Source organism: Nocardia vinacea (assembly GCF_035920345.1).
Classification (GTDB): Bacteria; Actinomycetota; Actinomycetes; order Mycobacteriales; family Mycobacteriaceae; genus Nocardia; species Nocardia vinacea_A.
In genome coordinates this window covers 8,720,540-8,745,231 of the sequence record NZ_CP109149.1, presented here as the reverse complement: position 1 = coordinate 8,745,231, position 24,692 = coordinate 8,720,540, and the positions used below count along the sequence as shown (strand labels likewise).

Annotated in this window: 31 protein-coding genes; 24 read left to right on the top strand and 7 right to left on the bottom strand. The window is 65.1% G+C overall.

Annotated elements, in window-relative coordinates; genetic code table 11:
• Window positions 1-24: 24 nt before the first annotated feature.
• The 13 genes from OIE68_RS39540 (at window position 25) to OIE68_RS39485 (ending at window position 11,055) form a co-directional block, all read left to right on the top strand.
• Window positions 25-906, top strand: a complete 882-nt coding sequence (locus OIE68_RS39540) for a NifU family protein (RefSeq protein WP_327101981.1) — start codon at window positions 25-27, stop codon at window positions 904-906.
• The gene (locus tag OIE68_RS39535; protein ID WP_327096003.1) at window positions 903-1,535 is read left to right on the top strand and encodes a DUF5947 family protein; all 633 of its coding nucleotides are present in this window, start codon (window positions 903-905) and stop codon (window positions 1,533-1,535) included. Before OIE68_RS39540 ends, OIE68_RS39535 begins: the two co-directional genes overlap by 4 nt.
• Complete coding sequence (locus tag OIE68_RS39530; RefSeq protein WP_327096002.1) at window positions 1,532-2,176, top strand: DUF6084 family protein; 645 nt, start codon at window positions 1,532-1,534, stop codon at window positions 2,174-2,176. The genes OIE68_RS39535 and OIE68_RS39530 overlap by 4 nt, the downstream gene beginning before the upstream one ends.
• Window positions 2,173-3,474: a hypothetical protein gene (locus OIE68_RS39525; protein WP_419150628.1), complete on the top strand. Its 1,302-nt coding sequence runs from the start codon at window positions 2,173-2,175 to the stop codon at window positions 3,472-3,474. Before OIE68_RS39530 ends, OIE68_RS39525 begins: the two co-directional genes overlap by 4 nt.
• 13 nt (window positions 3,475-3,487) lie before the next feature.
• Window positions 3,488-3,607 (top strand): DUF6893 family small protein, encoded by a 120-nt coding sequence (locus tag OIE68_RS47275; protein WP_085998701.1) that lies wholly within the window; start codon window positions 3,488-3,490, stop codon window positions 3,605-3,607.
• 1 nt (window position 3,608) lies between these two features.
• Window positions 3,609-4,082: a hydrogenase maturation protease gene (locus OIE68_RS39520; RefSeq protein WP_327096001.1), complete on the top strand. Its 474-nt coding sequence runs from the start codon at window positions 3,609-3,611 to the stop codon at window positions 4,080-4,082.
• A gap of 2 nt (window positions 4,083-4,084) precedes the next feature.
• On the top strand, window positions 4,085-4,330 hold the full coding sequence (locus tag OIE68_RS39515; RefSeq protein ID WP_327096000.1) for a HypC/HybG/HupF family hydrogenase formation chaperone: 246 nt from the start codon (window positions 4,085-4,087) through the stop codon (window positions 4,328-4,330).
• Window positions 4,327-6,600: a carbamoyltransferase HypF gene (gene hypF, locus OIE68_RS39510; RefSeq protein ID WP_327095999.1), complete on the top strand. Its 2,274-nt coding sequence runs from the start codon at window positions 4,327-4,329 to the stop codon at window positions 6,598-6,600. Before OIE68_RS39515 ends, hypF begins: the two co-directional genes overlap by 4 nt.
• A gap of 16 nt (window positions 6,601-6,616) precedes the next feature.
• The gene (locus OIE68_RS39505) at window positions 6,617-6,982 is read left to right on the top strand and encodes a HypC/HybG/HupF family hydrogenase formation chaperone (RefSeq protein ID WP_327095998.1); all 366 of its coding nucleotides are present in this window, start codon (window positions 6,617-6,619) and stop codon (window positions 6,980-6,982) included.
• Window positions 6,979-8,091, top strand: a complete 1,113-nt coding sequence (gene hypD, locus OIE68_RS39500; RefSeq protein ID WP_327095997.1) for a hydrogenase formation protein HypD — start codon at window positions 6,979-6,981, stop codon at window positions 8,089-8,091. Before OIE68_RS39505 ends, hypD begins: the two co-directional genes overlap by 4 nt.
• On the top strand, window positions 8,084-9,172 hold the full coding sequence (hypE, locus tag OIE68_RS39495) for a hydrogenase expression/formation protein HypE (protein WP_327095996.1): 1,089 nt from the start codon (window positions 8,084-8,086) through the stop codon (window positions 9,170-9,172). The genes hypD and hypE overlap by 8 nt, the downstream gene beginning before the upstream one ends.
• A gap of 117 nt (window positions 9,173-9,289) precedes the next feature.
• Window positions 9,290-10,321 (top strand): HoxN/HupN/NixA family nickel/cobalt transporter, encoded by a 1,032-nt coding sequence (locus OIE68_RS39490; protein WP_327095995.1) that lies wholly within the window; start codon window positions 9,290-9,292, stop codon window positions 10,319-10,321.
• Window positions 10,321-11,055, top strand: coding sequence for a DUF6390 family protein (locus tag OIE68_RS39485; protein ID WP_327095994.1), 735 nt, complete (start codon window positions 10,321-10,323; stop codon window positions 11,053-11,055). The genes OIE68_RS39490 and OIE68_RS39485 overlap by 1 nt, the downstream gene beginning before the upstream one ends.
• A gap of 8 nt (window positions 11,056-11,063) precedes the next feature.
• Here the strand turns inward: OIE68_RS39485 and OIE68_RS47270 are convergent, their stop codons facing one another.
• Window positions 11,064-11,279, bottom strand: a complete 216-nt coding sequence (locus OIE68_RS47270) for an aldo/keto reductase (RefSeq protein WP_419150843.1) — start codon at window positions 11,277-11,279, stop codon at window positions 11,064-11,066.
• A gap of 25 nt (window positions 11,280-11,304) precedes the next feature.
• Complete coding sequence (locus OIE68_RS39480; RefSeq protein WP_327095993.1) at window positions 11,305-11,997, bottom strand: TetR/AcrR family transcriptional regulator; 693 nt, start codon at window positions 11,995-11,997, stop codon at window positions 11,305-11,307.
• A 350-nt stretch (window positions 11,998-12,347) separates the two neighbouring features.
• Between OIE68_RS39480 and OIE68_RS39475 the strand changes: the two genes are divergently transcribed.
• The gene (locus OIE68_RS39475) at window positions 12,348-12,896 is read left to right on the top strand and encodes a hypothetical protein (RefSeq protein ID WP_327095992.1); all 549 of its coding nucleotides are present in this window, start codon (window positions 12,348-12,350) and stop codon (window positions 12,894-12,896) included.
• A 375-nt stretch (window positions 12,897-13,271) separates the two neighbouring features.
• On the opposite strand, the gene OIE68_RS39470 is transcribed toward OIE68_RS39475, so the two are convergent.
• Entirely contained in the window at window positions 13,272-13,451 is a 180-nt protein-coding gene (locus OIE68_RS39470) for a hypothetical protein (protein ID WP_327095991.1), read from the bottom strand.
• A gap of 257 nt (window positions 13,452-13,708) precedes the next feature.
• Between OIE68_RS39470 and OIE68_RS39465 the strand changes: the two genes are divergently transcribed.
• The 4 genes from OIE68_RS39465 to OIE68_RS39450 all read left to right on the top strand — a co-directional run bounded on the left by OIE68_RS39465 (window position 13,709) and on the right by OIE68_RS39450 (window position 16,324).
• Entirely contained in the window at window positions 13,709-13,969 is a 261-nt protein-coding gene (locus OIE68_RS39465; protein WP_327095990.1) for a DUF6290 family protein, read from the top strand.
• A 198-nt stretch (window positions 13,970-14,167) separates the two neighbouring features.
• Entirely contained in the window at window positions 14,168-14,725 is a 558-nt protein-coding gene (locus tag OIE68_RS39460) for a hypothetical protein (RefSeq protein WP_327095989.1), read from the top strand.
• Between the two features lie 338 nt (window positions 14,726-15,063).
• Complete coding sequence (locus OIE68_RS39455; RefSeq protein WP_327095988.1) at window positions 15,064-15,306, top strand: hypothetical protein; 243 nt, start codon at window positions 15,064-15,066, stop codon at window positions 15,304-15,306.
• A 331-nt stretch (window positions 15,307-15,637) separates the two neighbouring features.
• The gene (locus tag OIE68_RS39450) at window positions 15,638-16,324 is read left to right on the top strand and encodes a GNAT family protein (RefSeq protein WP_327095987.1); all 687 of its coding nucleotides are present in this window, start codon (window positions 15,638-15,640) and stop codon (window positions 16,322-16,324) included.
• 37 nt (window positions 16,325-16,361) lie between these two features.
• On the opposite strand, the gene OIE68_RS39445 is transcribed toward OIE68_RS39450, so the two are convergent.
• Together OIE68_RS39445 and OIE68_RS39440 are read right to left on the bottom strand one after the other, a co-directional pair.
• Window positions 16,362-16,682, bottom strand: a complete 321-nt coding sequence (locus tag OIE68_RS39445) for a hypothetical protein (RefSeq protein WP_327095986.1) — start codon at window positions 16,680-16,682, stop codon at window positions 16,362-16,364.
• A gap of 21 nt (window positions 16,683-16,703) precedes the next feature.
• Window positions 16,704-18,923 carry an MMPL family transporter gene (locus OIE68_RS39440; RefSeq protein WP_327095985.1) on the bottom strand — a complete coding sequence of 740 codons (2,220 nt, stop codon included), beginning with the start codon at window positions 18,921-18,923 and terminating at the stop codon, window positions 16,704-16,706.
• 714 nt (window positions 18,924-19,637) lie between these two features.
• Here OIE68_RS39440 and OIE68_RS39435 point away from each other — a divergent pair.
• From OIE68_RS39435 to OIE68_RS39420, 4 genes are read left to right on the top strand one after another with little or no spacing between them, the layout of a single operon-like run.
• Entirely contained in the window at window positions 19,638-20,063 is a 426-nt protein-coding gene (locus OIE68_RS39435) for a hypothetical protein (RefSeq protein WP_327095984.1), read from the top strand.
• Window positions 20,060-20,359, top strand: a complete 300-nt coding sequence (locus OIE68_RS39430) for an SH3-like domain-containing protein (RefSeq protein WP_327095983.1) — start codon at window positions 20,060-20,062, stop codon at window positions 20,357-20,359. Before OIE68_RS39435 ends, OIE68_RS39430 begins: the two co-directional genes overlap by 4 nt.
• Window positions 20,356-21,063: a thiocyanate hydrolase subunit gamma gene (gene scnC, locus OIE68_RS39425; RefSeq protein WP_327095982.1), complete on the top strand. Its 708-nt coding sequence runs from the start codon at window positions 20,356-20,358 to the stop codon at window positions 21,061-21,063. The genes OIE68_RS39430 and scnC overlap by 4 nt, the downstream gene beginning before the upstream one ends.
• Window positions 21,060-21,389 (top strand): ScnB, encoded by a 330-nt coding sequence (locus tag OIE68_RS39420; protein WP_327095981.1) that lies wholly within the window; start codon window positions 21,060-21,062, stop codon window positions 21,387-21,389. The genes scnC and OIE68_RS39420 overlap by 4 nt, the downstream gene beginning before the upstream one ends.
• An 18-nt stretch (window positions 21,390-21,407) precedes the next feature.
• Here the strand turns inward: OIE68_RS39420 and OIE68_RS39415 are convergent, their stop codons facing one another.
• A complete protein-coding gene (locus tag OIE68_RS39415; protein ID WP_327095980.1) occupies window positions 21,408-21,737 on the bottom strand; it encodes a cupin domain-containing protein in 330 nt (109 codons plus the stop codon).
• 158 nt (window positions 21,738-21,895) lie between these two features.
• Between OIE68_RS39415 and OIE68_RS39410 the strand changes: the two genes are divergently transcribed.
• Together OIE68_RS39410 and OIE68_RS39405 are read left to right on the top strand one after the other, a co-directional pair.
• The gene (locus OIE68_RS39410; protein ID WP_327095979.1) at window positions 21,896-22,552 is read left to right on the top strand and encodes a SanA/YdcF family protein; all 657 of its coding nucleotides are present in this window, start codon (window positions 21,896-21,898) and stop codon (window positions 22,550-22,552) included.
• 435 nt (window positions 22,553-22,987) lie between these two features.
• A complete protein-coding gene (locus tag OIE68_RS39405) occupies window positions 22,988-23,422 on the top strand; it encodes a helix-turn-helix domain-containing protein (protein ID WP_327095978.1) in 435 nt (144 codons plus the stop codon).
• Here the strand turns inward: OIE68_RS39405 and OIE68_RS39400 are convergent.
• Window positions 23,402-24,631: a helix-turn-helix domain-containing protein gene (locus OIE68_RS39400; RefSeq protein ID WP_327095977.1), complete on the bottom strand. Its 1,230-nt coding sequence runs from the start codon at window positions 24,629-24,631 to the stop codon at window positions 23,402-23,404. The genes OIE68_RS39405 and OIE68_RS39400 overlap by 21 nt on opposite strands.
• Window positions 24,632-24,692 lie beyond the last annotated feature (61 nt).

The window sequence follows — 24,692 nt, the reverse complement described above, 5'->3', positions numbered from 1 at the left end:
CGCCCGCAGCAGCGAGCCAGACCGATGGACGACAACCAGTGGCGGGGCGCGGGTGATCGGATCGACACCCTGCTGGATGCCTGTTCGGCAGGCGGCCCGGTGGCGCGCGAGCGCGCCGAGCGTCTCGTGCGTGAGGTCGTCGACCTCTACGGCGCGGCATTCGGCCGGATCGTCGCCGGGCTGGACGACCGGATCGTCGAGGAGTTGACCCGCGACGATCTGGTCGCGAGCCTGCTGTTGGTGCACGGCCTGCACCCGCACGACGTGCGAACGAGGGTAGCGACGGCGCTGGACAGCGTCCGCCCGTACCTCGGCTCGCACGGCGGCGATGTGACGCTCATCGATGTCGCCGACGGTGTCGTGCGGCTCGAGCTGTCCGGCAGCTGTCGCACGTGCCCGTCATCGTCGGTGACGCTGGAACTGGCGGTGGAGGACGCGGTGCGTGCGGCCGCACCGGAAATCGAGGCTATCGAGGTGGTCGCCGCAGCGGCACAGCCGCAGGCGGGCGTGATACCGGCCGACGCGCTGTTCGCGCGGGTACACACCGCTGATCCGCCCGCGGGCAGCTGGATCTCGGTCCCCGAGCTCGCGGACTTGGCGGCAGGCGAGGTCGGCGGTTTCACGGTGGCCGATGTGCCGGTGCTGGCCTGCAGGGTCGGTGCGGATCTGTTCGTCTATCGCGACCGCTGCGCGGCCTGTGGGCGTTCGATGGCGGGGGCCGCGCTGCACCGCAGGATGGGGGCCCCGGCCGACTCGGCGGTGCTGCGCTGTCCGGGATGCCTGGCCCATTTCGACGTGGTGCACGCCGGAACGCGGCTGGACGGCGAGGGACATCTCGAGCCGCTGCCCGTGCTCGTGCGGTCCGGTGAGATCTCGGTGGCGGTGCCTGCGGAGGTCCGCGGATGAACCAGGGCCTGCGCGCACTGCGTCGTATCGCGACCGATCCGTCCCCGCCGGCGGCGGCCGGAGAGCGGTGCGAAATGTGCGCCGAACCGGTCGGTGCACAGCACCGGCATGTGGTGGATATCGAAGGCAGGCAGCTGATGTGCGTATGCGTGGGCTGCTATCTGCTGTTCACCGATCAGCATGCCGAGCTGCGCTACCGGGCAGTGCCCGACCACTACGTCTCGTTCCCCGACTGTGCGATCGGTCAGGGCGAATGGGACGCCCTCGACATCCCGGTCGGCCTGGCGTTCTTCTTCGTCAATTCGGCGCTCGGACGCACTGTCGCGTTCTATCCGGGACCGGCAGGGGCTACCGAATCCGAACTGCCGCTGCGGGATTGGCGGGCGATGCTGGATCGCCATCCCGAACTCGACCGGCTCGCACCGGATGTCGAGGCCCTGCTCATCCGGATGCCCGAACGCGGCGGTCCCGGTGCGGTCCTGCTGCTGCCGATCGATGCCTGCTACGAGTTCGTCGGACGGATGCGGATGCTGTGGCGCGGATTCGATGGCGGCAAGGAGGCCAGGGACTACATCGCGGAATTCTTCACCACGATGTCGGCTCGGGCCCGGCCGGAGGTGGCGCGATGAGCCCGGCCTATGCGATGACCTTTGCGGTGCTCGAGGTGCGGCCGGAACCGTACGCGGTCACCCCGAATCTGTCGGCGCGCATCGGCATCGCCGCGCTGGCCGAGGAGCCGGTGCACGCGATCGCGCTGCGCGCCCAGGTGCGAATCGAACCCTTCCGGCGCGGCTACTCCGACGCCGAAGGCGCGGGGCTGCTGGACCTTTTCGGCCCGCGCGAACGCTGGCACGAAACACATAAGTCGTTCACCTGGATGCACTGTGCCACCATGGTGCCCGGCTTCTCCGGCGGCGCCGAGGTGGAACTGCCGATGCCGTGCACCTACGACTTCGAGGTCACCGGATCGAAGTACCTACACGCCCTGCGCGAGGGCACCGTACCCCTGATCTTCCTGTTCAGCGGCACCGTATTCATCAGAGGGGAAACGGGTTTCGCGGTTCAGCAGGTGCCATGGGACCGCGAGGACAAATACGACATGCCGGTCGCCGTATGGCGCGATCTCATGGACGCCCACTATCCGAATTCCGGCTGGGTGCGGTTGCGCCGGGAGAATGTCGAAGCGCTGGCCACCTACAAGTCTTCGCACGGGTTGCTCGGATTCGACGACGCTGTCGCGAAACTTCTCACCGAGGAGTCCGCGCCGTGAACGCCGCCATGACCCGTGCCCGCGCCGTCGCCGACGCCGTACTGTACGAGGGGTATCTGCTGTACCCCTACCGGTCGGACGCCCGAAAAAACCAGTCCCGCTGGCAGTTCGGTGTGCTCGGCCCGCGCGGCGCGGCCGCGGCCGGATTCGGTGAGGACGATTCGCTGGCCGCCGAATGCCTTGTCCGCACGTCCGGTGCCACGCGGATCACGCTCACCGCGCGGTTCCTGCAATTGCAGCGCCGAACGGTCGAACTGGACGGAACCGCGCGCGCCGAACTGATTGCCGACGGTCGCCGATGGGTCAGCTGGGACGAAGCCACCGAATGCGAAATCCCCTGTGGCCCTTGGTCATTGGTGAATACGACGATGCCGATCGAAGTACCGGGCTGGCAGGCGGTCGAACCGATTCCGGGATCGACGGCGGGCGTGGTGGTGCGCACCCGAGCACCGATCGAGGGCACGCTCGAATTGACCGTCGCCCCCGAGGGCGACTATCGACGCGTCGGAATACGGCTGCGCAACAGCGGCGGCGCAGCCACCAGCTCGGACGACGCCACCGCCCGCTCCATGCTCGGCGCCCACGTGATCGCCGAACTCGACGGCGGCGAGTTCGTCTCGCTCCTCGACCCCGAACCCGGCGCCGCGACGGCCGTCGAACACTGCACCCAGCACCGCTGTTTCCCGGTGTTGGCCGGGCCGCCCGGCCACAACGACGTTGTCCTGGTGTCACCGATCATCCTCTACGACCATCCAGAGATCGCCGAGCAGAGCGCGGGCCAGCTGTTCGACTCCACCGAGATCGACGAAATCCTCACCCTGCGCGTCATGACGCTCACCGACGACGAAAAGGAACGGGCCCGCGCCACCGACCCGAGAGCGGCCGAGATCATCGACCGCTGCGATCGCATGACGCCCGAGGCCATGCACGACCTGCACGGGCTGTGCCGTGAGCCGACGCCGCACCTGGTTCCCGAGGTGCCCGAGGGCATGAGCTGGTGGGATCCGGCGGCCGACGGCGCGGTGCGCCCGGAGTCCGACGCGGTCCCGATCGCCGGGGTGCTGGTGCGGCAGGGCAGCCGGGTTCGGTTGCGCCCGACGCGACGCGCCGACGCCCACGACCTGTTCTACGAGGGCAGGGCGGCGCGCGTCACTTCGGTGCACGCCGACGTCGACGGCGAAACGCATGTCGGGGTGGTAATCGAGGACGATCCGGCGGCCGATCTGCACGAATGGTACGGCCGCTACCTGTATTTCGCTCCCGATGAGCTCGAACCGATTGTCAACGGCGACGAGTGAAAGGAATACGGTCATGGAAGCAGTAGGTGTGGTCTCCACCGCGGTGGTGGCGGTCATCGTCGTGGTCGGCGCGTATCTCGGCATACGGTCGATCCCCGACCTCCGGCGTTATCTGAAGATTCGCCACATGTGAGATGAGCGCCCGCGTGCTCGTTGCCGGGATCGGCAATATCTTCCTCGGCGACGACGGATTCGGCCCCGAGGTGGTCGGTCGGCTGCCCACGGCGTCGGAGGAGAACCAGCGGATCGTCGACTACGGCATCCGCGGGTTGCACTTGGCCTACGACCTGCTCGACGGGTGGGATGCGGTGGTACTGGTGGACGCTCTGCCGAATACCGGCGCACCCGGTCGCGTGCAGATCCTGCGCGCCGAACCCGAGTCGGGGGCGACGACGGCCATGGACGCGCACGCGATGAATCCGGAGGCGGTCTTCGCCGCGGTGCGCGCGCTCGGCGGTGTCGTGCCGCCGACCGTCGTCGTCGGTTGCCAGGTCGACTCGGTGGCCGAGGGAATCGGCCTCAGCCCTGTCGTCGCCGCGGCCGTCGAACCTGCGGCAGCCGAGGTCACGCGCATCGCGGCGCAATTGCGCGCTGGACAGGAGGTGTGATCATGTGCCTTGGCATTCCGGGGCGGGTCGTGGAGATTCCGGACGGCTACCACGGGCAGATCGCCGTGGTCGAGGTATCCGGTGAGAAGCGCCAGGTCAATATCGGTCTGCTCGACGAGGATCAGCCCGCCGCGCCGGGTGATTGGGTGATCATCCACATGGGATTCGTCGTCGAGAAGACCGACGCCGATGGCGCGGAGCGGGCGATGGCCGGACTGCGTCTGCTCGGCAGCGGAGAACAGTCGTGAACGACGACCGCGTTCGCCGCCGCCTGCTCGTGCGCGGCGTGGTGCAGGGCGTCGGATTCCGGCCGTTCGTCTACACCACGGCCGTCGAGCTCGCGCTGACCGGCCGTGTCGCCAACGACACGGACGGCGTCGTCATCGAGATCGAGGGCGCCGAGGCATCGGTGCGGGAGTTCATTCGCCGAGTGCACGAGTCCCCGCCACCGCTGTCCGCCGTCGCCTCGGTCGAGCAGACCGCGGTCGATATCCGCGGCGGTACCGGATTCCTGATCGGGGACACCCGGCGCGGCGGCGCCGGACGCACCCTGGCCTCACCCGATGTGGCGATCTGTGCGGACTGCGCGCGCGAACTGCGCGACCCCGGCGACCGCCGCTACCGCCACCCCTTCGTCAACTGCACCAACTGCGGCCCGCGATTCACCATCATCGCCAGGCTGCCCTACGACCGCGAGCGCACGTCCATGGCCGATTTCGCCATGTGCCCGCGCTGCGCCCGCGAATACGCCGACCCCGCCGATCGCAGGTTCCACGCCCAGCCCATCGCCTGCCCGGACTGTGGGCCCACCCTGTCCTACACCGGGCCCGGCGATCCGGCGCGGCCACTCGCCGCAGCGCGCGAATTACTCTGTGCCGGAGGCATTCTCGCGGTCAAGGGCATCGGCGGCTACCACCTCGCCTGCGACGCAGGCAACGACACCGCCGTTGCCGAATTGCGTCGACGCAAGCGGCGCGGCAACAAGCCGTTCGCCGTCATGGTCGCCGACCTGGACGCCGCGGCGCGCATCGTGACCATCGATCCCACCGGTGCGGCCCTGCTGAGCGGGCCGCAGCGGCCGATCGTCCTGCTGCCGCGCGGCGAACGCCCCGTCGCCGACGCGGTCGCACCGGGCAACCCGGACCTCGGAGTCATGCTCGCCTACACCCCATTGCATCTGCTGTTGTTCGGCCTGCCCGGCGACCCGCCCGGCCCCGGCGTGCTGGTGATGACTTCCGGCAATCTCGGCGGCGAACCGATCTGCTACGACGACGCCGACGCCCGCACCCGCCTGGCCGGGCTCACCGACGCCTGGCTCGGCCACAACCGGCGGATTCTCATCCCGTGCGACGACTCGGTGGTGCGTGTCGTGGACGGCGCCGAGCTGCCGGTACGCCGCTCCCGCGGCTACGCGCCGCTCCCGCTGGCGCTGCCCATCCCGGTTCCGCCGACCCTGGCGGTCGGCGCCGACCTGAAGAACACCTGCGCCGTCGCCGACGGACGGTACGCCTGGCTCAGTCAGCACATCGGCGACATGGACGATCTGGCCACCTTGCAGGCGTTCGACACGGCGCGATCCCACCTGGAGGAACTCACTTGCGTGCACCCGACCCAACTCGCAGCCGACGCCCACCCCGGCTACCGTTCCACCGCGTGGGCCCGCGCAAACGCGGCCGACCGACCTGTGCATACCGTGCAACACCATCACGCGCATCTGGCCGCGGTGATGGGTGAGCACGGGATCGATGCGAACGAGACGGTCCTCGGCATCGCCTTCGACGGCACCGGGTACGGACCCGACGGCGCGATCTGGGGCGGCGAGGTGCTCGTCGCCGGATACAAGGGCTACCGGCGCATGGCGCACCTGTCCTATGTGCCCTTGGCGGGCGGCGACCTCAGCGTCCGCAAGCCCTATCGGATGGCCCTGTCGCATCTGCGCGCGGCGGGCATCGAGTGGTCCCCCGGCATCGCCTCGGTCGACGCCTGCCCCGACGCCGAGCGGGCCGTGCTCGCGCACCAATTCGATACCGGGCTCGGCTGCACGCCGACTTCGAGCATGGGCAGGCTGTTCGACGCGGTCGCCTCGCTGGCCGGGGTGCGGCACGTCGTCGACTATGAGGCGCAGGCAGCGATCGAACTCGAAGGTCGGGCCCGCGGGGCCCGCGGGACGGCGGGCCGGTACCGGTTCGCTTGGCACGACGGCGATCCCGCCCGGATCGATGCTGCCCCGGTACTCGCCGAGGTCGTCGCCGACGCGGCAGGCGGCATACCGCCCGCCGTCATCGGCGCCCGATTCCACGCCGCCGTCGCCGACCTCGTGCACGACACGGCACGGCGATTCGCCGCGCCCGAGTCGGTGATCGCGCTGTCGGGCGGTGTGTTCCAGAACGCGCTGTTGTTGTCGAGCTGTACCCGTCTGCTACAACGCGACGGATTCCGTGTCATCAGTCATCGCAGACTGCCACCGAACGACGGCGGGATCGCGTTCGGTCAGCTCCTGGTAGCCGGTGCGGTGTGAGTGAAGGAGACAACTGATGTGTCTTGCGGTTCCCGGAAAGGTGCTCAGCGTCAACGAACGCGACGGCACGCTGATGTCGGAGGTCGACTTCGGCGGCGTGCACAAAGACGTGTGCCTGCAATACATCCCGGACGTGGCCGTCGGCGATTACGTCGTGGTGCACGTCGGGTTCGCGATCCAACGCCTGGATGAAGAATCCGCATTGCGAACGCTGGCCGAGTTCGAACATCTCGGCGTACTGAAGGAGGAGTTCGGCGACGGTTTCGCGCTCGCGGCGAAGCAGGCCGGTGTCGACAACCCCGAAGCCCCGCAACCCGGGGCGAACGATTCCGACGCATCCGCGCCGGGCTCGACCGTCGACGACCAGGAGGCGAAGTCATGAAATACCTGGACGAATTCAGCAATCCCGAGCTGGCGCGACACTTGCTCGACCGTATCCGCGCCACCACCAGCAAGCGCTGGTCGATCATGGAAGTGTGTGGCGGACAGACACATTCGATCATCCGCCACGGCATCGACCAGCTGTTGCCGGATCAGATCGAGATGATCCACGGGCCCGGTTGTCCGGTGTGCGTCACCCCGCTCGAGGTGATCGACAAGGCACTGGAGATCGCCGCACGGCCGGGGGTGATCTTCTGCTCCTTCGGCGACATGCTGCGGGTACCCGGCAGTCACAAGGATCTGTTCCGGGTCAAGAGCGAAGGCGGCGACGTGCGGGTGGTCTACTCGCCACTGGATGCGCTGGAACTGGCCAAGAACAACCCGGATCGGCAGGTGGTGTTCTTCGGCATCGGATTCGAGACCACCGCGCCCGCCAACGCGATGACGGTGTACCAGGCCCAACGGCTCGGCATCGAGAATTTCTCACTGCTGGTCTCGCACGTGCTCGTCCCGCCCGCCATCGCGGCGATCATGGAGTCGCCCAGCTGCCGGGTGCAGGGATTCCTCGCCGCCGGGCACGTCTGCACGGTGATGGGCACCGGCGAATATCCGCCGCTGGCCGAGAAATACCGGGTTCCGATGGTGGTCACCGGATTCGAACCGCTGGACATCCTCGAAGGCATCCGGCGCACCGTGCTCCAGCTCGAGGAAGGACGCCACGAGGTCGAGAACGCCTATCCCCGTGCGGTAGCCGCGGCCGGGAATCCAGCGGCCAAGGCCATGCTCGAGGACGTCTTCGAGGTCACTGACCGGGCGTGGCGCGGCATCGGCGTGATCCCCAGCAGCGGCTGGCGGCTGTCGCCGCGCTACCGCGACTACGACGCCGAACAGCGTTTCTCCGTCGGCGATCTGCACACCGCCGAGTCTTCGGTGTGCCGGTCCGGTGAAGTGCTCCAAGGCTTGATCAAACCTCACGAATGCGCAGCATTCGGCAAGGAATGCACCCCGCGAAACCCGTTGGGTGCCACGATGGTTTCCTCCGAAGGCGCCTGTGCCGCGTACTACCTGTACCGGCGTCTCGATCTTCCCGCGGAGGTAGCCCATGCCTGACACCAACGGCAGTGGGGCAGCCGTATCTCCCCCACTCGACATCGATGGTTGGGTCTGCCCCATGCCGCTGCGCGACGCGCCCAACATCGTGATGGGACACGGCGGCGGTGGTGCGATGTCGGGCGAGCTGATCGAGCACCTGTTCCTGCCCGCGTTCGGCGCGGCCGCCGACACCGAGCTCGGCGATTCGGCGGTGCTCCCCCTCGGCGATTTGCGACTGGCGTTCTCCACCGATTCGTTCGTGGTCAAGCCGCTGGTGTTCCCCGGCGGCTCGATCGGTGACCTCGCCGTGAACGGCACCGTGAACGATCTGGCGATGTCGGGCGCCCGGCCGATAGCGCTCTCGACCGCGTTCATCCTCGAAGAGGGCACCGCGCTGGCCGAGATCGCCCGCATCGCCGAAGCCGTCGGCACCGCCGCGCTCGCGGCCGAGGTCCGGCTGGTCACCGGCGACACCAAGGTCGTCGACACCGGGCACGGCGACGGCATCTTCATCAACACCGCGGGCATCGGACTGGTTCCAGAAGGCGTGGACATCCGGCCCCAGCGGGCCCGGCCCGGCGATATGGTGCTGGTCAGCGGTGAGATCGGACTGCACGGTATCGCGGTACTGAGCTGCCGGGAAGGACTCGAGTTCGGCACGACACTGTGCAGCGATACCGCGCCACTGCACGGATTGGTCGCGGCCATGCTCGCCACCGGCGCCGATGTGCACGTGCTGCGCGATCCCACACGCGGCGGCATGGGCGCCTCCCTCAACGAGATCGCCCGTGCCGCGAGCGTCGGCGTCGAACTCGATGAACTGGCGATACCGGTGCCCGTCGGGGTGCGCGATGCCTGCGGGTTGCTCGGTCTCGACCCGCTGTATGTCGCCAACGAAGGCAAACTCGTCGCATTCGTACCCCCCGCCGATGCCGACCGCGTCCTCGACGCCATGCATGCGCATCCCCTCGGCGCCCACGCGGCAATCGTGGGTCACTGCGTTGCCGAGCACCCGGGGATGGTGGTGGCCCGCACCGCTCTCGGCGGCACCCGTGTCGTCGACCTGCCCGCAGGAGAGCAGCTACCGCGAATCTGTTGAACACGGCGGCGGCTCCGCCGGACGAGTGGGAAAGATGGGACCGTGGCGACAATCACCACGAAGCTGCGAGATGCGTGGGACGGATGCGACGGCGGGCAGCGTCGCAGCATCCTCGGCATGGCAGCGACAATCGTCATACTGCACATCGTGGGATGGGGGACGCTGCTGTTGCTGGTCGTGCCCGACGAGCATCAGGTGGACGGCGCGATATTCGGCGTCGGGCTCGGCGTCACCGCCTACACGCTGGGCATGCGACACGCCTTCGACGCCGACCATATCGCGGCGATCGACAACACCACCCGAAAACTGGTGGCGGACAAGCAGAAACCGATCACGGTCGGCTTCTGGTTCTCCTTGGGGCACTCCACCATCGTCTTCGTGCTCGTCGGGCTGCTGACCTTCGGGGTTACCGCGCTGGCGCGGAACCTGGAAGACGAGGACTCGCGATTGCAGCGGTGGACCGGGGTGTTCGGCACATCGGTCTCGGGCACCTTCCTGATCCTCATCGGACTCCTGAACCTGGCCGCGTTGATCGGGATCTGGCAGGTCTTACGCGCTATGCGACGCGGCGGCTACAGCGAAGAGCAACTCGAGCGCGCCCTGGACTCGCGCGGCGTGCTCAACCGGGTCTTGGCGCCGGTCATGCGCGCGGTGCGCAAGCCGTGGCAGATGTATCCGGTGGGGCTGTTGTTCGGCCTCGGTTTCGACACCGTCACCGAAGTGGGTCTGCTGGTGATCGCAGGCGGCGCGGCCGCCACCGGGCTGCCCTGGTACGCGATTCTCGTTCTGCCCGTGCTGTTCTCGGCGGGCATGTCGCTGTTCGACGCACTGGACGGCTCGTTCATGAACTACGCCTACGGCTGGGCCTTCACCGGACCGATCCGCAAGATCTACTACAACATGGTGGTCACCGGGCTCTCGGTCGCGGTGGCCCTGCTGATCGGTGTCCAGGAGCTCATCTCCATCCTCACCGAGAAATTCGATGTCACCAGCGGGGTGCTCGCCTGGATCGGGGGCCTCGACCTGGCCACGATGGGCTTCATCATCGTCGGCCTCTTCGCGTCCACCTGGGCTGGCGCGCTCGCGATCTGGCATTACGGCGACATCGAAAGCCGCTGGAGCGCAACGTTATCGGAGGAACCGACCTGATGGACGGTGTGGAGATGTTCGCGCGCTACGCGTATGCGCCCAACCACCTCGGTTACTGCGGGCCCGAGCACACCGCGGCGCTGCGTGACCGCGATGGCGAACGCGTGCGGGTGTTAGCGCGCGGCTTCTCCGGCGCATGGCCGTACTTGCGGGCCATGTCGCGCCTGACCGGCGTCGCCGATCCGCTGGACGAGCGACTGGTGGCTTCCTATTGGCTGGGTGGGGGCATCGGCGCCGAACTCGACGGCCCCGAATTCCTCGCCGAGTTGCTGCGACTCATCGCCCCGATCGCGGGTATGTACTGGTCCCATCTGGGGCCCACTCTCGCTCCGGAGGCAGCCGCGAACCACAGCTTCCACGTCTTCGGTGTCTACCCGTGGACCAGGCTGCTGCCCGCTGCCGGCGGCGACCAACCCTTGGAAATCCTCGACAACTGCCGCATCACCGCCGCGACGGTACTGGATCGCCACCGCGACGACCTCACCGTCGGGACCAGCCGGTTGCGCTGGGACGGCACACACCTATCACTGTCGGAGACGACACGGCGAACCGTCCCGGTGTGGACGGACGGCTACGCCGGGATCCCGGACGCAGCGCCGGGGGACGATATCGCGCTGCACTGGGGACAACCGTGCGGGCGGTTGACGGCCGAGCAAGTCGACGACCTCACCAATAGCACGGAACGTCAACTGCGCGTGACGAATCGACGTTTGGCAACCACCGACGGCCCATAGAACAGCGGTCAGTGGGTGACCCTTGTGGACAGATCGGCAAGGCGTTCGGTCTCCTCGCCGCTCAGTGCGACCTTCATCGCCCCGGCGGCCTCCTCGGCGTGGTGTGGCTTGGTGGCGCCGGGTATGGCGACGACGGTGTCGCCGTGGTAGGTGGTCAGCCATGCCAGGGCGATCTGGCCGAGGGTGGCCTGGTGGATGTCGACGATCTCGCGCAGCGCATCGATCAGGGAATCTTCCGAAGGATGGTCATCACTCCGAGGCGGCTTTCGGTGTCTCCGGGGCGGCGGTGATGATCTCGAGTACCCCTGCGACCAGTCGACCGTCGGGGTCGCAGAGGCGCGGCAGCGATCTGCGATTCACCAATAGAGATCCGAGAGTGAGGTCTACCAGTTCGGCACCGACCTGCGCGGCGGATCTGCGCCCTTCCGGCTCGAACCACGTCCACGCCCACTGCGCGGCACCGAAGATGAGCAGGCTCCGGATGCTGGTATCGACAGTGCGGAACTCACCCGACGCAATGCCCGCATCGACCACGCTGTGCAGGATTCCGATGTAATCCCTGCGCAGCTTGCGCCCCTCGGAATCTTCAGCCTCCTGCGCAAGCCGCGCGACCTCACGTTGGAAGGCAACGGTCCGATTCCGATCGTGCACCTGATAGAGCATGGCCGCGTGCAACAGCCCGGCAAGCTGCTCGGTCGGCGTGGCGAACTTCGACACAATCCGCTCGGCCTCGTCGATCCGACGCCGCATGTAGGAAACATGCAGAGCTTCCAACAGCCGCGCCTTCGTCCCGTAGTGATGCACGATCAGGCCCTGAGAGATGCCCAGCTCGCTTGCGACACCACTGAAGCTGGTTCCGTCGTAGCCCTTCTCGGCGACATGGCGCGTGAAAATATCGAGAATCGCGCCCGACTTGCCCGGTCCCGTCGCACGCCCACTCACTGATCCCACCCCTCCTCGGCCAAATTTCCGGACACTCTAGCACCGGCCGACTGCTCGACCAGTCGTTGACTGAGTGCGCAGTCAGTATTAGCATTATGCGCCGAGACGCCGCGCCGCACTCGCCGCATCAACCATTCATCTCGAAATAGTCGAGCAACAACCTATGATTCAGCACGCCCATCCCACTGAGGCCGTCATCGAACGACGAGCCTCCGAACAGTTCGCATGACCAGCCTCCGCGACAGCGCCGCTGGTATCGCCCGAAGCGGCGACCACTACGTCAACATCTGCCGCAGATGGTGGTCAGCAGCGCCGTGAGCACTCGCTTCCAGAAATACGGGGGATCACCCATGGACGCGGTTATAGCGGTGCCGGGGGATAGCGCGATCGATGCGGCATCTGTGCTGTCGCCCGATCAGCTGTTGGCCGCGATCGCGGGGCGCCTCACCGAGCCGTTACCGATGATCGCGTGGGCGAGAGAACTCGGTGATCTGCACGCTGCACTGATTTCGGCGGTTTTGAATCCGCAACCGCGTGCACCCGATGTCACCGAGACCGCCCTCCATGCGGATATCGCGAAGGTCATCGACAAGATCAACTCTTGGGCGGCGTCCTACGTCCGTCACAGCCGGTGCGCCCGCCGCCACACCCACACCTTCGGTGAGGTGATCAGTCATGTCGCGAAGACCTACGCCGAGGCGTGGTGGACGGTGCTGCACGCCGACTGCGAGGAGCTTCGGCACTCGGCATGGGTCCATCTCAGCGAGGTCCGTGACGGCTACGAGCACCTCATCGGCGATATCCGCGCAGGCCGCGTCCAACTCCCACTGGGCTGGCGCGGCATCCGACATACCCCACAAACCGACAGCGCCGACATGAAGGACCAGGCCAAGCAGTAGCAATCGGCGCGGCATGCGGGCATTGCAGCAGCGTGCCGCCTGATCACCGCCGCCCCGAGCGAGACGGCGCCGGCGTCATCTCCCAACAGGAGACACACCTGCGGTACGTCGATCCGTGCGAGGTGGCCTGGACCTACTACATTTCCGCTCCCGGGAACCGCCGGTCGACCTCGCTCCCCTGCTGCCGCTGCGAGGCAGGATCACACTGCCCGCGGGTCGGTAGGACGATCCGGCGCATCGCGCACCCGACGCGGCCGTTGGTACTGCGATGCGCAGCAGGAAAATCGCCGCCAGCAGAGCAGTAGCCCGAAACCGCATCCTGTCACTTCAGGCTGCGCTTGGCTTGGTGTGGCTTTGATTGCCGACTGCGGGAGGTCAGATCTCGCCAGAGTCCTGGATCTTCCGGATGCCGTCCTCGATGAAGAACTCGAGCGCACCCTTATGCAGTCGATCGAGGTCTTCGCGCTCGTCATCATTCAGCTCTGCCAAGTCGATCTCGATGTCGATCACGATCTCTAGCTCGGTCTCGATCTCTGCCGGGTCGGCCTCGCTCACGAAGTCCATGCCAGACGGTGATGGGGTCGTATCGGTCAATCTGATTACTTCCGCTCGGAATTGCTGGATGGCCTCGACCCGGCTCGAGCCCTGCATACAAACTGGCACCTAAGATTCTTCGGTTCTATGGTGCTTATGACGCGAGCGTTATATGCTCGTTAGCAAACACAACGGTGCTCTAGGTTCATCGCACCTTGGTCAGGCTTTATAGGGATGAACCCACGCGCCGTTACACCTGCGCAGCAACAGGAGGGCCGATGGCCGGCAGATCTTCATCGCCACAGGGCGGCAACATCAGCACGTTCAGCGTACGAATGCGCGAGAAGGACTACCAGCTACTAGAGCAGATCGCGATCCTTCGCGGCGTCCCGGTCGCCGAACTTGCGCGCGAATTCCTCCTCGAAGGCATCCGCAAAGCCTTAGATCCCGTCCAGATAGAACAGTTGATGGACGAGCGGAAGCGGAAACTCCTAGAAGCGGCTGAAGCAATGCGCGCAGCAGAGTCGCACAACGCCTGAATCGCCCGGCAACGTCGGGTCGCAAGAGGGGACGGTAGAACCGTCCCCTCTTTTTCATGTTTAAACCGTGACATCAGAGGTGCTTGTCATGATAGAACCGTTACATCAAAGGTTCTTGCGCACCTTCGGTTCCGCCCGTAGCTTGGTGTCATCCCACAGAGAGTGGCGCGGGTCGGGACATCGGAATGGAGGCAAGTGATGACGAAGGTGATCGTCGATGAGATGAAGTGCATCAAGCAGAGCACCGAGGCGGGTTCGGACGATGTCTATCTGCTGACCTGGCGCGGCCAGATCCCGCTCAGCGACAGCGTCGTCACCCAGACCGAATTCACGGTCCACGGCGGGTACGACTTCTGGGACGACATGGACACCGGCGAAACCCGCCGCGGCGACATCGCCATAGCGGCCTACGACCCCCGGTCCCTGTATGTCCTCCAGTTGATCGAGAAGGACAACGGTCGCGACGTCGTGGATGATGTCCGACGCGCCTACAACCAGATCCTCCAAGGGCAATGGGCGCTGACCCTGTCTCGCACCCTTGGGCAACCGACTGCCCTCCGGACCGCTGTGCTCGCTGCCACGGTCCGCGAGACGCTACGAGTTCTCAACAAGCGCGCGATGGAGTTCCCGCTGGGCAACGACGACGAGCTCGGCCCGCCGCGCCGCCTGCAACTGCAGGCGACGAGTAACCCCGCAGCCGTTGAGCACTTCGCGGGAGACGGCGGCCTGTACAGGTTCACGTTCAAGGTGGCGTGAACCACCCCGGAACACGCCCGGAAACGGTCGAGAAGCCCCAGACCTCGGCACACGACATTCGCTTCCGACGAGCCGGTGAGACCGCTCGTCGGAGCCAGTGTCGTCATAAACCATCCCACAAGGAAAAGAGATAGAGATGTTGATTCTGGATTTAACGTGGTTGTGGAGTGTCGTCGCGGAGATTTCTGACACGCTTCGGGGGTTATTCGTTCCTTGGGTTATCACTATCTGGCCTGAGCCTTTTCCGCCTTTCTGACCTATCCGCCTTATCCGCTCTGACGACTGTTACTGCACGGGCTTGAGAACTATTCCGTCAGCGCAACATCGAAAGGAAAATCATGAGCCTTAGTATCACCCCTGACGGCGTCAGCCCCGGCGCTCTCGGATCGAATAGCACCAGCTATGGCAGCATAGGCGACGCATCTTTCGGCACCTTCAGCCACGGCAGCATTTTTGGCAACGCTGGTTTCCCTGGCAGCGGCGGCTACTTAGGCGTCGGCGGCCACACGGAAAACTTCACCGGTATCGTCGTTGGCGGCAGCCTTGACAAGCCGATTTTCGGGATCACGATCACCTTCTAAGGGATGTGATTTTGTTTCGGAGTCGCCTGCGCCTGGAAACGTTCGAGGATCCCGTACCTCAGCACACGATGTTCTTTCGTGAGCGAGCGAGTAGCCAATGTGGTCATGAACCATCCCATAAATAGAAGAGATAAAGATGCTTGTACTGGATTTGACGTGGCTGGGGGGCCTCATCGCGGCATTGGAGATTCCCGAGATGCTTCGGGCGCTCTTCGTCCCCCTGGTTATCCCTCCCCTGCCTGGGCCTTTCCCGCCTTGCTTGACCTGTCCGCCTTTTCCGCTCTGACGACTGTTTTCGCGCGGGCTGGAACTGAGGGCTGCCGAAAAAGAAGTGTCGTCGGCAAGCCCTCGGCGCAGCGCGCTCTCGCGCGGACACGGCGGTCAGCCTGCGCCCGGCCGGTACTGGACTTGGTTTCTTTCAGCAAGGAGATCTGCGGTGATCAGAGGTACGACAGTAGCGCTCAGGGCTCCCGAGGAGAGTGATGTAGAGGTTCTGCACAAATGGTTTCAAGAGGAGTCGTTTCGGCTCGCTGTCGGTTATCGCTACCCCTCTTCAAAGAGGATGTGGACGCAATGGATCGCCAGCTATGAACAAGTGTCGTACAACAATGCGACTTTCATCTTCTGCATGATGGACTCCGGCGCACCGATCGGACTCGGATCGCTCAGTCATCAAAGCCCCGAAGACAGGTCCGCCGAATTCGGAATCGCCATCGGCGAAACCGACAATCGTCGCCGCGGCCTGGGCGCAGAGGCGGGCGAGTTACTCGCCCGGTTCGGCTTCGAGGTTATGGGACTTCGCCGAATGTATTCTTGGATTCTCACCCAGAATTCCGCCGCGGTGGCAGCGTGCGAGTCCATCGGCGCGATTCGGGAGGGCGTCGCACGAAATGCTCGACTTGTACACGGCGCACCCGCCGACCTTGCACTCTACGGACTGCTGGCCGAGGAATTCGCAGCGATCTTCCGAAAAACCCCCAGCACACCCGCTGGTGCGGGGCAGGCCTGTGGCGAGTGAAGACGACATCGTCATGGCCCCGCACAGTATCCACAGATCAGCGCTGTTGGGGTGCAACGATTGCCGGGTAGTGCGTGTGCATGAGGTCGACGAATTCCGCGAGCGCGGGGTGGCGTGTGGCGCCGGCGGGGATCTGGTTGTGGAAGTCGCTCAGGTAGCGCAGATAGCGTGCCGATCGAAGGCCGTCGCCGTTAATGACTGCGGCGGCCGCGAGCGTTCCGGCTTCCTCGAGGTCGGCGGCGATCAGTGCGGCGTCTCCGGCGACTGCCTGGATGAACGCGCGGGTAATCGACTCAACCAAGACGAGAAGAACTTCATCGCCCTGGCGCAGTCCTCCTACTTCGTGACCGAGGAGCACGCGCTACTCGGCTAGCGGGCGTCATGACACACCGGTAATGTCTTGCGGCACTTCGGCTTCGGTGTCGTGGCTGAATCGGCGTTCGAGTTCGACACCCTCGATGTCGAGGTCGGGGACGTAGCGCGCGAACCAGCGCGGGTGGTACCACATGCGGTTTCCGATGATGGCCATGACCGCGGGTACCAGCGTCAGCCGGACGATGAAGGCATCGAGCAGGACACCGACCGCCAGGGTGAACGCCAAGGGTTTGACGATCGGATTATCGGTGGTGGTGAAGGCGACGAATACCGCGAACATAATCAGCGCCGCGGCGGTGACGACGCGCGCGGAGTGCGCGACGCCGTTCTGCACCGAACTGATCGCCTGACCGGTGCGCGTGTGCTCCTCCTTGATCCGGGATACCACGAAGATCTGATAGTCACTGGACAAGCCGAAGATGATGGCCAGCGTGATGATCGGCAGGAAGCTCAGCGTCTGCGCCTTGGTCACATCGAAAAGGCTTGCACCCCACCCCCATTGGAATACCGCAACCTGTGCGCCGAGGGCGGCGAAGACCGACAGGATGAATCCGACGATCGACGACAGCGGGACGAGAATCGTGCGGAACGCGATCGTGAGCAATACCAGCGCCAGACCCACGACAACCGCGAGGAAGATAGGCAGCGCCTTAGCCAACTGGTTCGAGGTGTCGATATTCGCTGCCGTCGTGCCACCGACGAGATACTTTGCGCCGGTGCCACTTTCGATGCTGTCACGATCGTCACGCAGCCGGTGCACCAGATCGGTGGTCGCGGAGTCGTTGGGACCGGTCTTCGGGATGACCTGCACCAGCAGCAACCCGTTGTCGGAGCCGGCGGGCTGGACGGCGGCGACGTCGGGCACCTGCCGCAGTCGGCCCATCAGTGTTTGCGCGGCGTCCGGGCTGGTAGCGGCCGACAGGTCGGTGACAACCAGCAGTGGTCCGTTGAAACCGGGGCCGAACGACCCACTGACGATGTTGTATGCCTTGCGCGCGGTGCTCGACTCCGATTGCGTTTCACCACTGGGCAATCCGAGGTCCATGCGCGTGGCCGGGATGGCCAGTGCGGCGAGAATGGCGATACCGAGAACCAGCATCGGGATCCGGAATCGGGTGACGAATCGGCCCCACGCGTGCCCGAATGTGCGTTCGGGCTCGTAGGCGGCGATGCGCGCGACCTCCTCCGCCTTTCCCGGATGCAGCGGCGGCGAGATGAACTTGGCGACCATATCGCCGGCGAAGCCGAGTAGCGCGGGCAGCAGTGTCAGTGCGACCAGCATGGCGACCAGCACCGCACCCGCTGCCGTCAGCCCCATGACGGTGAGGAAGGGAATGCCCGCGACCGCCAGGCCGCACAGTGCGATGATCACGGTTATCGCCGCGAACACCACCGAGCTGCCCGCAGTTCCGACCGCCAGCGGAATCGACTCGGCCGCGGCCATGCCCAGCACGATCTGGTGCCGATGCCGCGACAGGATGAACAGCGCGTAATCGATCCCACAGGACAGGCCGAGCATCAGCGCCAGCGACGTCGCCGCCGAGGCCACATCGACGAAGGCGGCCACGCCCAGAATCCCGGTAAGCCCGATACCCACACCCACCAACGCCGTAATGATGGGCAGTCCGGCGGCGACCACCGCACCGAAGGTGATCAGCAGGATAATGAATGCCGCGACGATGCCGAGAATCTCCGGGGTATGCGGGATCTCGGCCGTGAAGCCCGGATACACCGCACCGGAGAATTCCACCGTTAGACCGGCATCGCGAGCCGAGTCGGCGACGCGATCCACCTCGTCGAGGGTCTCCTCGCCGACCTCACCCGCCGACACCGAGAACTGCACACTGCCGAGTGCCACGCGCTGATTCGGCGACACCGCCTGCGCCTGGAACGGATCGACGACCGCCGCGACCTGCGGCAGTCCCTTCAACCCCGCCATAGCCTGTTCGATCTCGGCGGTCACTTGCTGGTCGGTCACCTTGACCATGCCGGGGGTTTCGAAAACAACCTGCATCTGCGCGCCACTGAATGCCGGCATCCGCTGCTGCAGCAATGACACGGCATCCTGCGACTCGGTGCCGGGGACGGTGAAGTTGTCGTTGGTCTTGCCACCGGCGCCGGCGGCGAAACCGATCGCGCCGACCAGCCCGACGATCCACAGTGCCAGCACCCACCAGCGACGACGCGCTACGACCTGGCCGAGGGCGAACAGATACCGGGACATACGAGTCCTCTCACCGAGCCACCGATTGACACATCAGCAAAGCGATCACGCACAACACCGGTACGATAACACAATAACTGATGATTTCCTCATAAACGCAGCAATGGTCAGCAACTCCCGGTCGACCTGGGCTCAGCCCATCTCCGACCCAGGTTGAACAGTTCTCTTCAACTCGATCTCCGGAACCGCCGAAGCACTGCAGTGATTCGGTGAGGTATTGGTATGCGCGTTCGGAGCCGACGCCCTTGACGCTCGGCAGCAGCTCCCAAGCGTCCGCAGGTGACCAACTATTCGAAATTGATGATTCTGTCACAAACCCCTGTCGGCTACCCGCCGCAGGGTCGAGTGAAAGACTCCGCTATACCCCTGCGGGTACCAACCCTGAAGGAGACCCGATGTGTCAACGTGCCGATTGCTCGAAATGCGGTAAGCCCACCTACCGAGGGTGCGGTGAGCACATCGAACAGGTGCTGTCCGACGTGCCGCCCGAGCTGCGCTGCGCGTGCACCGCCCAGAACCCGCGTCCGAGCAGGTCATGGTGGCCTTTCGGGTGACACGGCAGGCGGCGGCGTCTTCAATCGAACGATCTTGACGTGTAGCCTTGTCAGTCGGATCAATGCAATTTGAATAGGGGCTCGCGGCCCCGCAACCGGGTGTGCGCCGTATGCGATCACTCGGCCGGGGGAACATCGGATCCGTCACTACGGAGACCTCATGAGTTCACCGAACCGATTCGACGAAGTTCAAACTCGCGTAGCAGATCTCGCTCCCGTGTTCCGCAAACCGCTGGACTCGCCATACGAGATCTCGAACGAATTGTTCACCGCACTCCGACACGTCCTGCACGACGTGGGCGGACAGCCGGATGTGCCGGTCGAGTACCGCGAAAAAGATGAAGAACCGTGGGAGATGAACACCTACGTCACCTGCGAATGCCTCGGCTGGCGTGGCGTGTGGAATTCCGAAGAGCGCCGACGAGCCGAGAACGACCTCGGCGCGACGCTGTATTTCGGCCTGCCCTATTACGCGCGCTGGGCGACCGTCGCAGCGAAGGTTTTGATCAACAAGGGTTTGATCACCCCGGACGAACTGTCCGCGAAATTGGACGCGGTACGCGCACGGCTGGAGGCGCGGCAATGACCAGGAAATACGAAATCGGCGATCGCGTCCGGGTTCGAAACGCGACGTCGATGTTCCACACTCGCACCCAGGCCTACACCCGTGGTCGAACGGGTGTCGTCGTCGAATACCGGCCCGAATGGGTGATTCCGGAAGACGAGGCGTGGGGACGTGAGGACGGTCGCTTCGAACCGTTCTACGTCGTGCGATTCCGCCAGACAGATCTTTGGCCCAAATACACCGGCTTCGACGTCGACACCCTGGAGACGGAGGTCTCCGAGCGCTGGCTCGAGCCCGCAGAGGAGGATGCCAAGTGAGTCAGACCCACGATCACGGGGCGCACGCGCCGATCCAGACGAGCTCGCAGATCAGCGAGTTCGAGATCCTGGAGACCGCGGTTCGCGAGCTCGCCATCGAGAAGGGCCTCTTTTCGCAAGAAGACCACCGACGGTTCTCCGAATGGGCGGAATCTGTCGGTCCGCACGGCGGATCGAGACTGGTCGCGAGGGCGTGGACGGATCCCGAGTTCAAGGCACGCCTGCTCGCCGACGGCACCGAGACCTGCAAGGAGGTCGGCATCGACTGGCGCGACCCGACCGGATCCGGAACGCCGAGCGACTACACCTACTTCTACGTGCTGGAGAACACGCCCGAGGTGCACAACGTGATCGTCTGTACGCTGTGTTCGTGCTACCCGCGGCCGGTTCTCGGTATGTCGCCGGACTGGTACCGCACCCCCAATTACCGTCGGCGCCTGGTGCGTTGGCCCCGTGAGGTACTCGCCGAATTCGGCCTGCACATTCCGCCCGAGGTCGAGGTCCGGGTGCACGATTCGAACCAGAAGTCCCGGTTCATGGTGATGCCGATGCGCCCGGCGGGCACCGAGGGCTGGACGGAGGAACAGCTGGCGGCCATCGTCACCCGGGACACGATGATCGGCGTGGCCGTGCCGCAGATCGACTGGACCGCGCAGGCACCGCCGGACCAGGTCGAGGCCGCCTCGGGAAGGAGCGGTCGGTGACAAGCAGCCCTTACGACGTTCTCCTGCGCACGCTGGATCCAGAGTCGCGGCGGGAGAACGCGCTGCCCGAACTCGACCGCAAGCCCGACCCCTGGGAATCGAGCATGCAGGCGACATGCGAATGCCTGTCCTGGCGTGGCGCATTGGACAACTTGGCACGCCGCCATGCCGAGGATGCGCTCGGTGAGACGATCTACCACGACTTTCCCGTACACACCCGATCGGTCGTCGTGACGGCCCACACACTGATGGATCATGGATTGATCGTCCCGGACGAGTTGCGCGCGCGAATGGACGCGGTCCGGGAGCGGTTCAACCGGGACTAGCTCACCACCCGACGGCTTTCAGCCCTCCGGGTAGAAGACGAATAGCGTGCAGCCGGTGATCGACTGTGGGATGTGTGACGATCCGGCCGGAGCGTGGATGAACGATCCGGCCGGGTAGTCGCGGAATCCGTCGTTGAATGTGCCGGATACTACGAAAACCTCCTCCGGTCCGGGCTCGTGCAGATCGATACCGTCCCATGCGGTGCCCGGATCCATTTCCAGCACATACGCTTTCGCGCCGTTCGCCCCGCGCCACAGCGCCCGCGAGCGAATGCCCGGAAACAACTCTCGCACAGGCGAATCCGCGACGGTTGTCCACTCGTATCCGGGAAACTCGGTGATCTCCATATCTCTACAACTGCTGATCGCCGCCGCACTATTCCGCTGAGCGGACCCGGACCCCGGATTGGTGGGCAGAGCTGTGTGGTGCGATCTGGCAGACTCTTGGAATGGGATTTCGTGACCTCATGGCACGGAGTCGGGGGAGGTTGAGGTCCTGGCTTCGCGTGCGCACACTGCTCCGGATCGTGGCGGGCACGGCTATATGCGCCGTCATCGTCGGCGTGAGCTCGATCGTCTGGATTCGATACCAGGCAGGCGATTACAAATACTCGGTCGATACCGTTCCCGCCGCCGAGGTGGCGCTGATTCCCGGTGCGCAGGTCTACCAGAGTGGTCAGCCGTCGCCGTATCTTGTGGCCCGTCTCGAGCTCGGTCGCAGGCTGCTGGAAACCGGGAAGGTCAAGGCGCTGCTGGTCACCGGCGACAACGGCCGCCCGAGCTATGACGAACCCACCGCCATGCGGAGTTATCTCGTGCGCAAGGGCGTGCCCGAGAATAAGATCGCCCTCGACTACGCTGGATTCAGCACCTACGAATCCTGCGTCCGCGCACACGAAATCTTCGGGGTGCGCAAAGCCATTGTCGTCACACAGGATTTCAGCCTGCCCCGCACCATCGCCTTATGCCGCGACGCGGGCATCGATGCCACCGGCATCGGCGACGATACCCAGCCCCACAACCTCGTTTACAACAAATGTTGGCTACGCGACCAAATCGCCGCTACCAAGGCCGTTTTCGATATGGCTGTACATCCGGACCCGAAATTCCTCGGCAACCAGGAAACCACGGTCCGCGACGCCATCAACGCGACTCCACATTGACATCCTCGCGCGAGCGAGTGCACCGGATTCGATAGCAGCGCAACAGTTTCGCCGTCGAACAAAGCTCCGATGTGGGTGTCGTGCGAACGACGGATAGTCGGCGAACTGCCGGCTCGGCATCGTTGACAGCGGATGTTCGACTCGCGATACCGCCAGTGCTGGCGGTCGCCGCGGTCGTCGCCGCCGCGGCGCTGTCGCAGCTGCCGGCGAGCCGGCTCGTGCAACGCATCGACGTCGCCCGAGTGGTCCGCGAGCGGGCACGGTAACCTGCGAGGCCGATGTTTCGATCCGTTTCCTACCGGGCAGTCACGGGTGATCAACCGAACACATTTGCGATTCGACTTCGGACCCGCTGGGCTGGAGCGGTTTTCGTCGACAGCACAATCGAACCGATGATCGGTTCACCAGGGACAGCGAAGAAGATGGGCACCTCAGATGGCTGATTTCGCCGAGCGGTTGAACAAGCTGTTCGAAACCGTGCATCCCCCGGGCCGCCGCTCGCATACCAATGCGGAAGTCGCCGACGCGTTGACGAACTCCGGGCACCCGATCTCGAAACCCTATCTGTCCCAGTTGCGGTCGGGACAGCGCGCCAACCCGTCCAACGAGACCATGGCCGCCCTCGCCAAGTTCTTCAAGGTCAAACCGGACTACTTCTTCAACGACGTCTACGCCGCCAAAATCGACCACGACCTGGAACTGCTGTCTCAGCTCCAGGGCTACCACCTGCGGCGACTATCGAGCCGGGCATTCGACCTTTCCGAGGAGTCGCAGAATCTGCTGGCCACCATGGCGGAGAAGCTACGGGCGAGCGAAGGATTACCGGCTGCGCCGCCGGACACCGACGACTCAGGACCCGACCAGGCATAACGTCGTGCCCGGTGATTGCCTCGATGGAAAGTCTGCGAAAGTGCGGGCGACGAGACTCGATCTCAGATACCAGGCGTCGGTGGCGTTTTCGGGATCGAGTCCGGTCAATTCGGCGATTCTGATGAGGCGGCGGCGCACGGCGCTGGTCGAGACGCCGAGTCGGCGGGCGGTCGGCGCGCGTTTGCCTTGCGCGGCGAAGTAGGTGCGAAGGGTATCGAGGAGTCCGGGCTCGGCCCGCAGTGGATCGAGGATCGCGCGCAGGTGCTGGTAGCCGGGACCCGGCTGGATCAGTTGGTACTCATGTGCCAGATCTTCGAACCGGTGCAATCCGGGTCCGCGATCCAGGCGCAGGGCGAGGTCGAGCAGTTTGTGCACGCGGTCGGCGGCGGGGGGAATCCGGCTGCGCGGCGACGCCGTGAATGTCGCGGTCATCGGCGCGGCAGCGGCGCGCGTCAGCCGAGCGATCAGATCGTCCAGCCGTTCTTCGACATCGGCCGCGAATTCCGTTGGGATCAGGATGGTTCCGCCGTCGACGCTGAGTATCGATAGCACCCGGCATTCACGAATGGTCGCCAGCTCGGCTTGAACGCGCCGCAGCTTGCGGCGCGCGACCACCCGGGAATCGAGTCGACGATCGTTCTCGTCGGGATGCGGCCCCAGTGCGACCGCGACCACGAAATAGGACGGCGAAAGTTCGGCACCGCATCGGTGCGCCATCGTCGGATCCGCTTTTCCGGCCAGCAGTGCCGATACCAGCGTCTGCGCGGCGATTCTGCGATCACCGGTCATGGAACGCACTTCGCCGACGTACCCGCGCAATACCGCGGTCGAAAGCGTCTGTGTCGCTTGGATGAGCCGGGCGCCGTCGGTGAAGAACCCCTGCCGAACCGAGCGCGGCCTCTCGGATGCGACGAGTTCGAAACCAGCTTTGATACCGGCGTGCATGACGTGCTGGATCAGCGCGATCGGCAACTCCCGATCCGCCATTCTGGCCGCGATGGCCTCGAGCCGGGCGACGGTCCGCTCCGGCACCGGCCGGCCCGTACGAATCGCGGCGGTGACCCCTTCCAGGCCACAGCGTGCGATCGTGATCAGGTTGCTCCGGACGGCGCCATCGAGCCCGTCGACCGGTACGCTTTCGAGGCGGTTCACGATCTTGCGCGATAATGCCGCGAAATTCGGCTCGATCGATTCATTCGTGACCGTCATGGCATTTCCCCGTTCGACTGCGGCGTGGGTCGGTCACGCTACGACAGATTTTCGGTGTGTG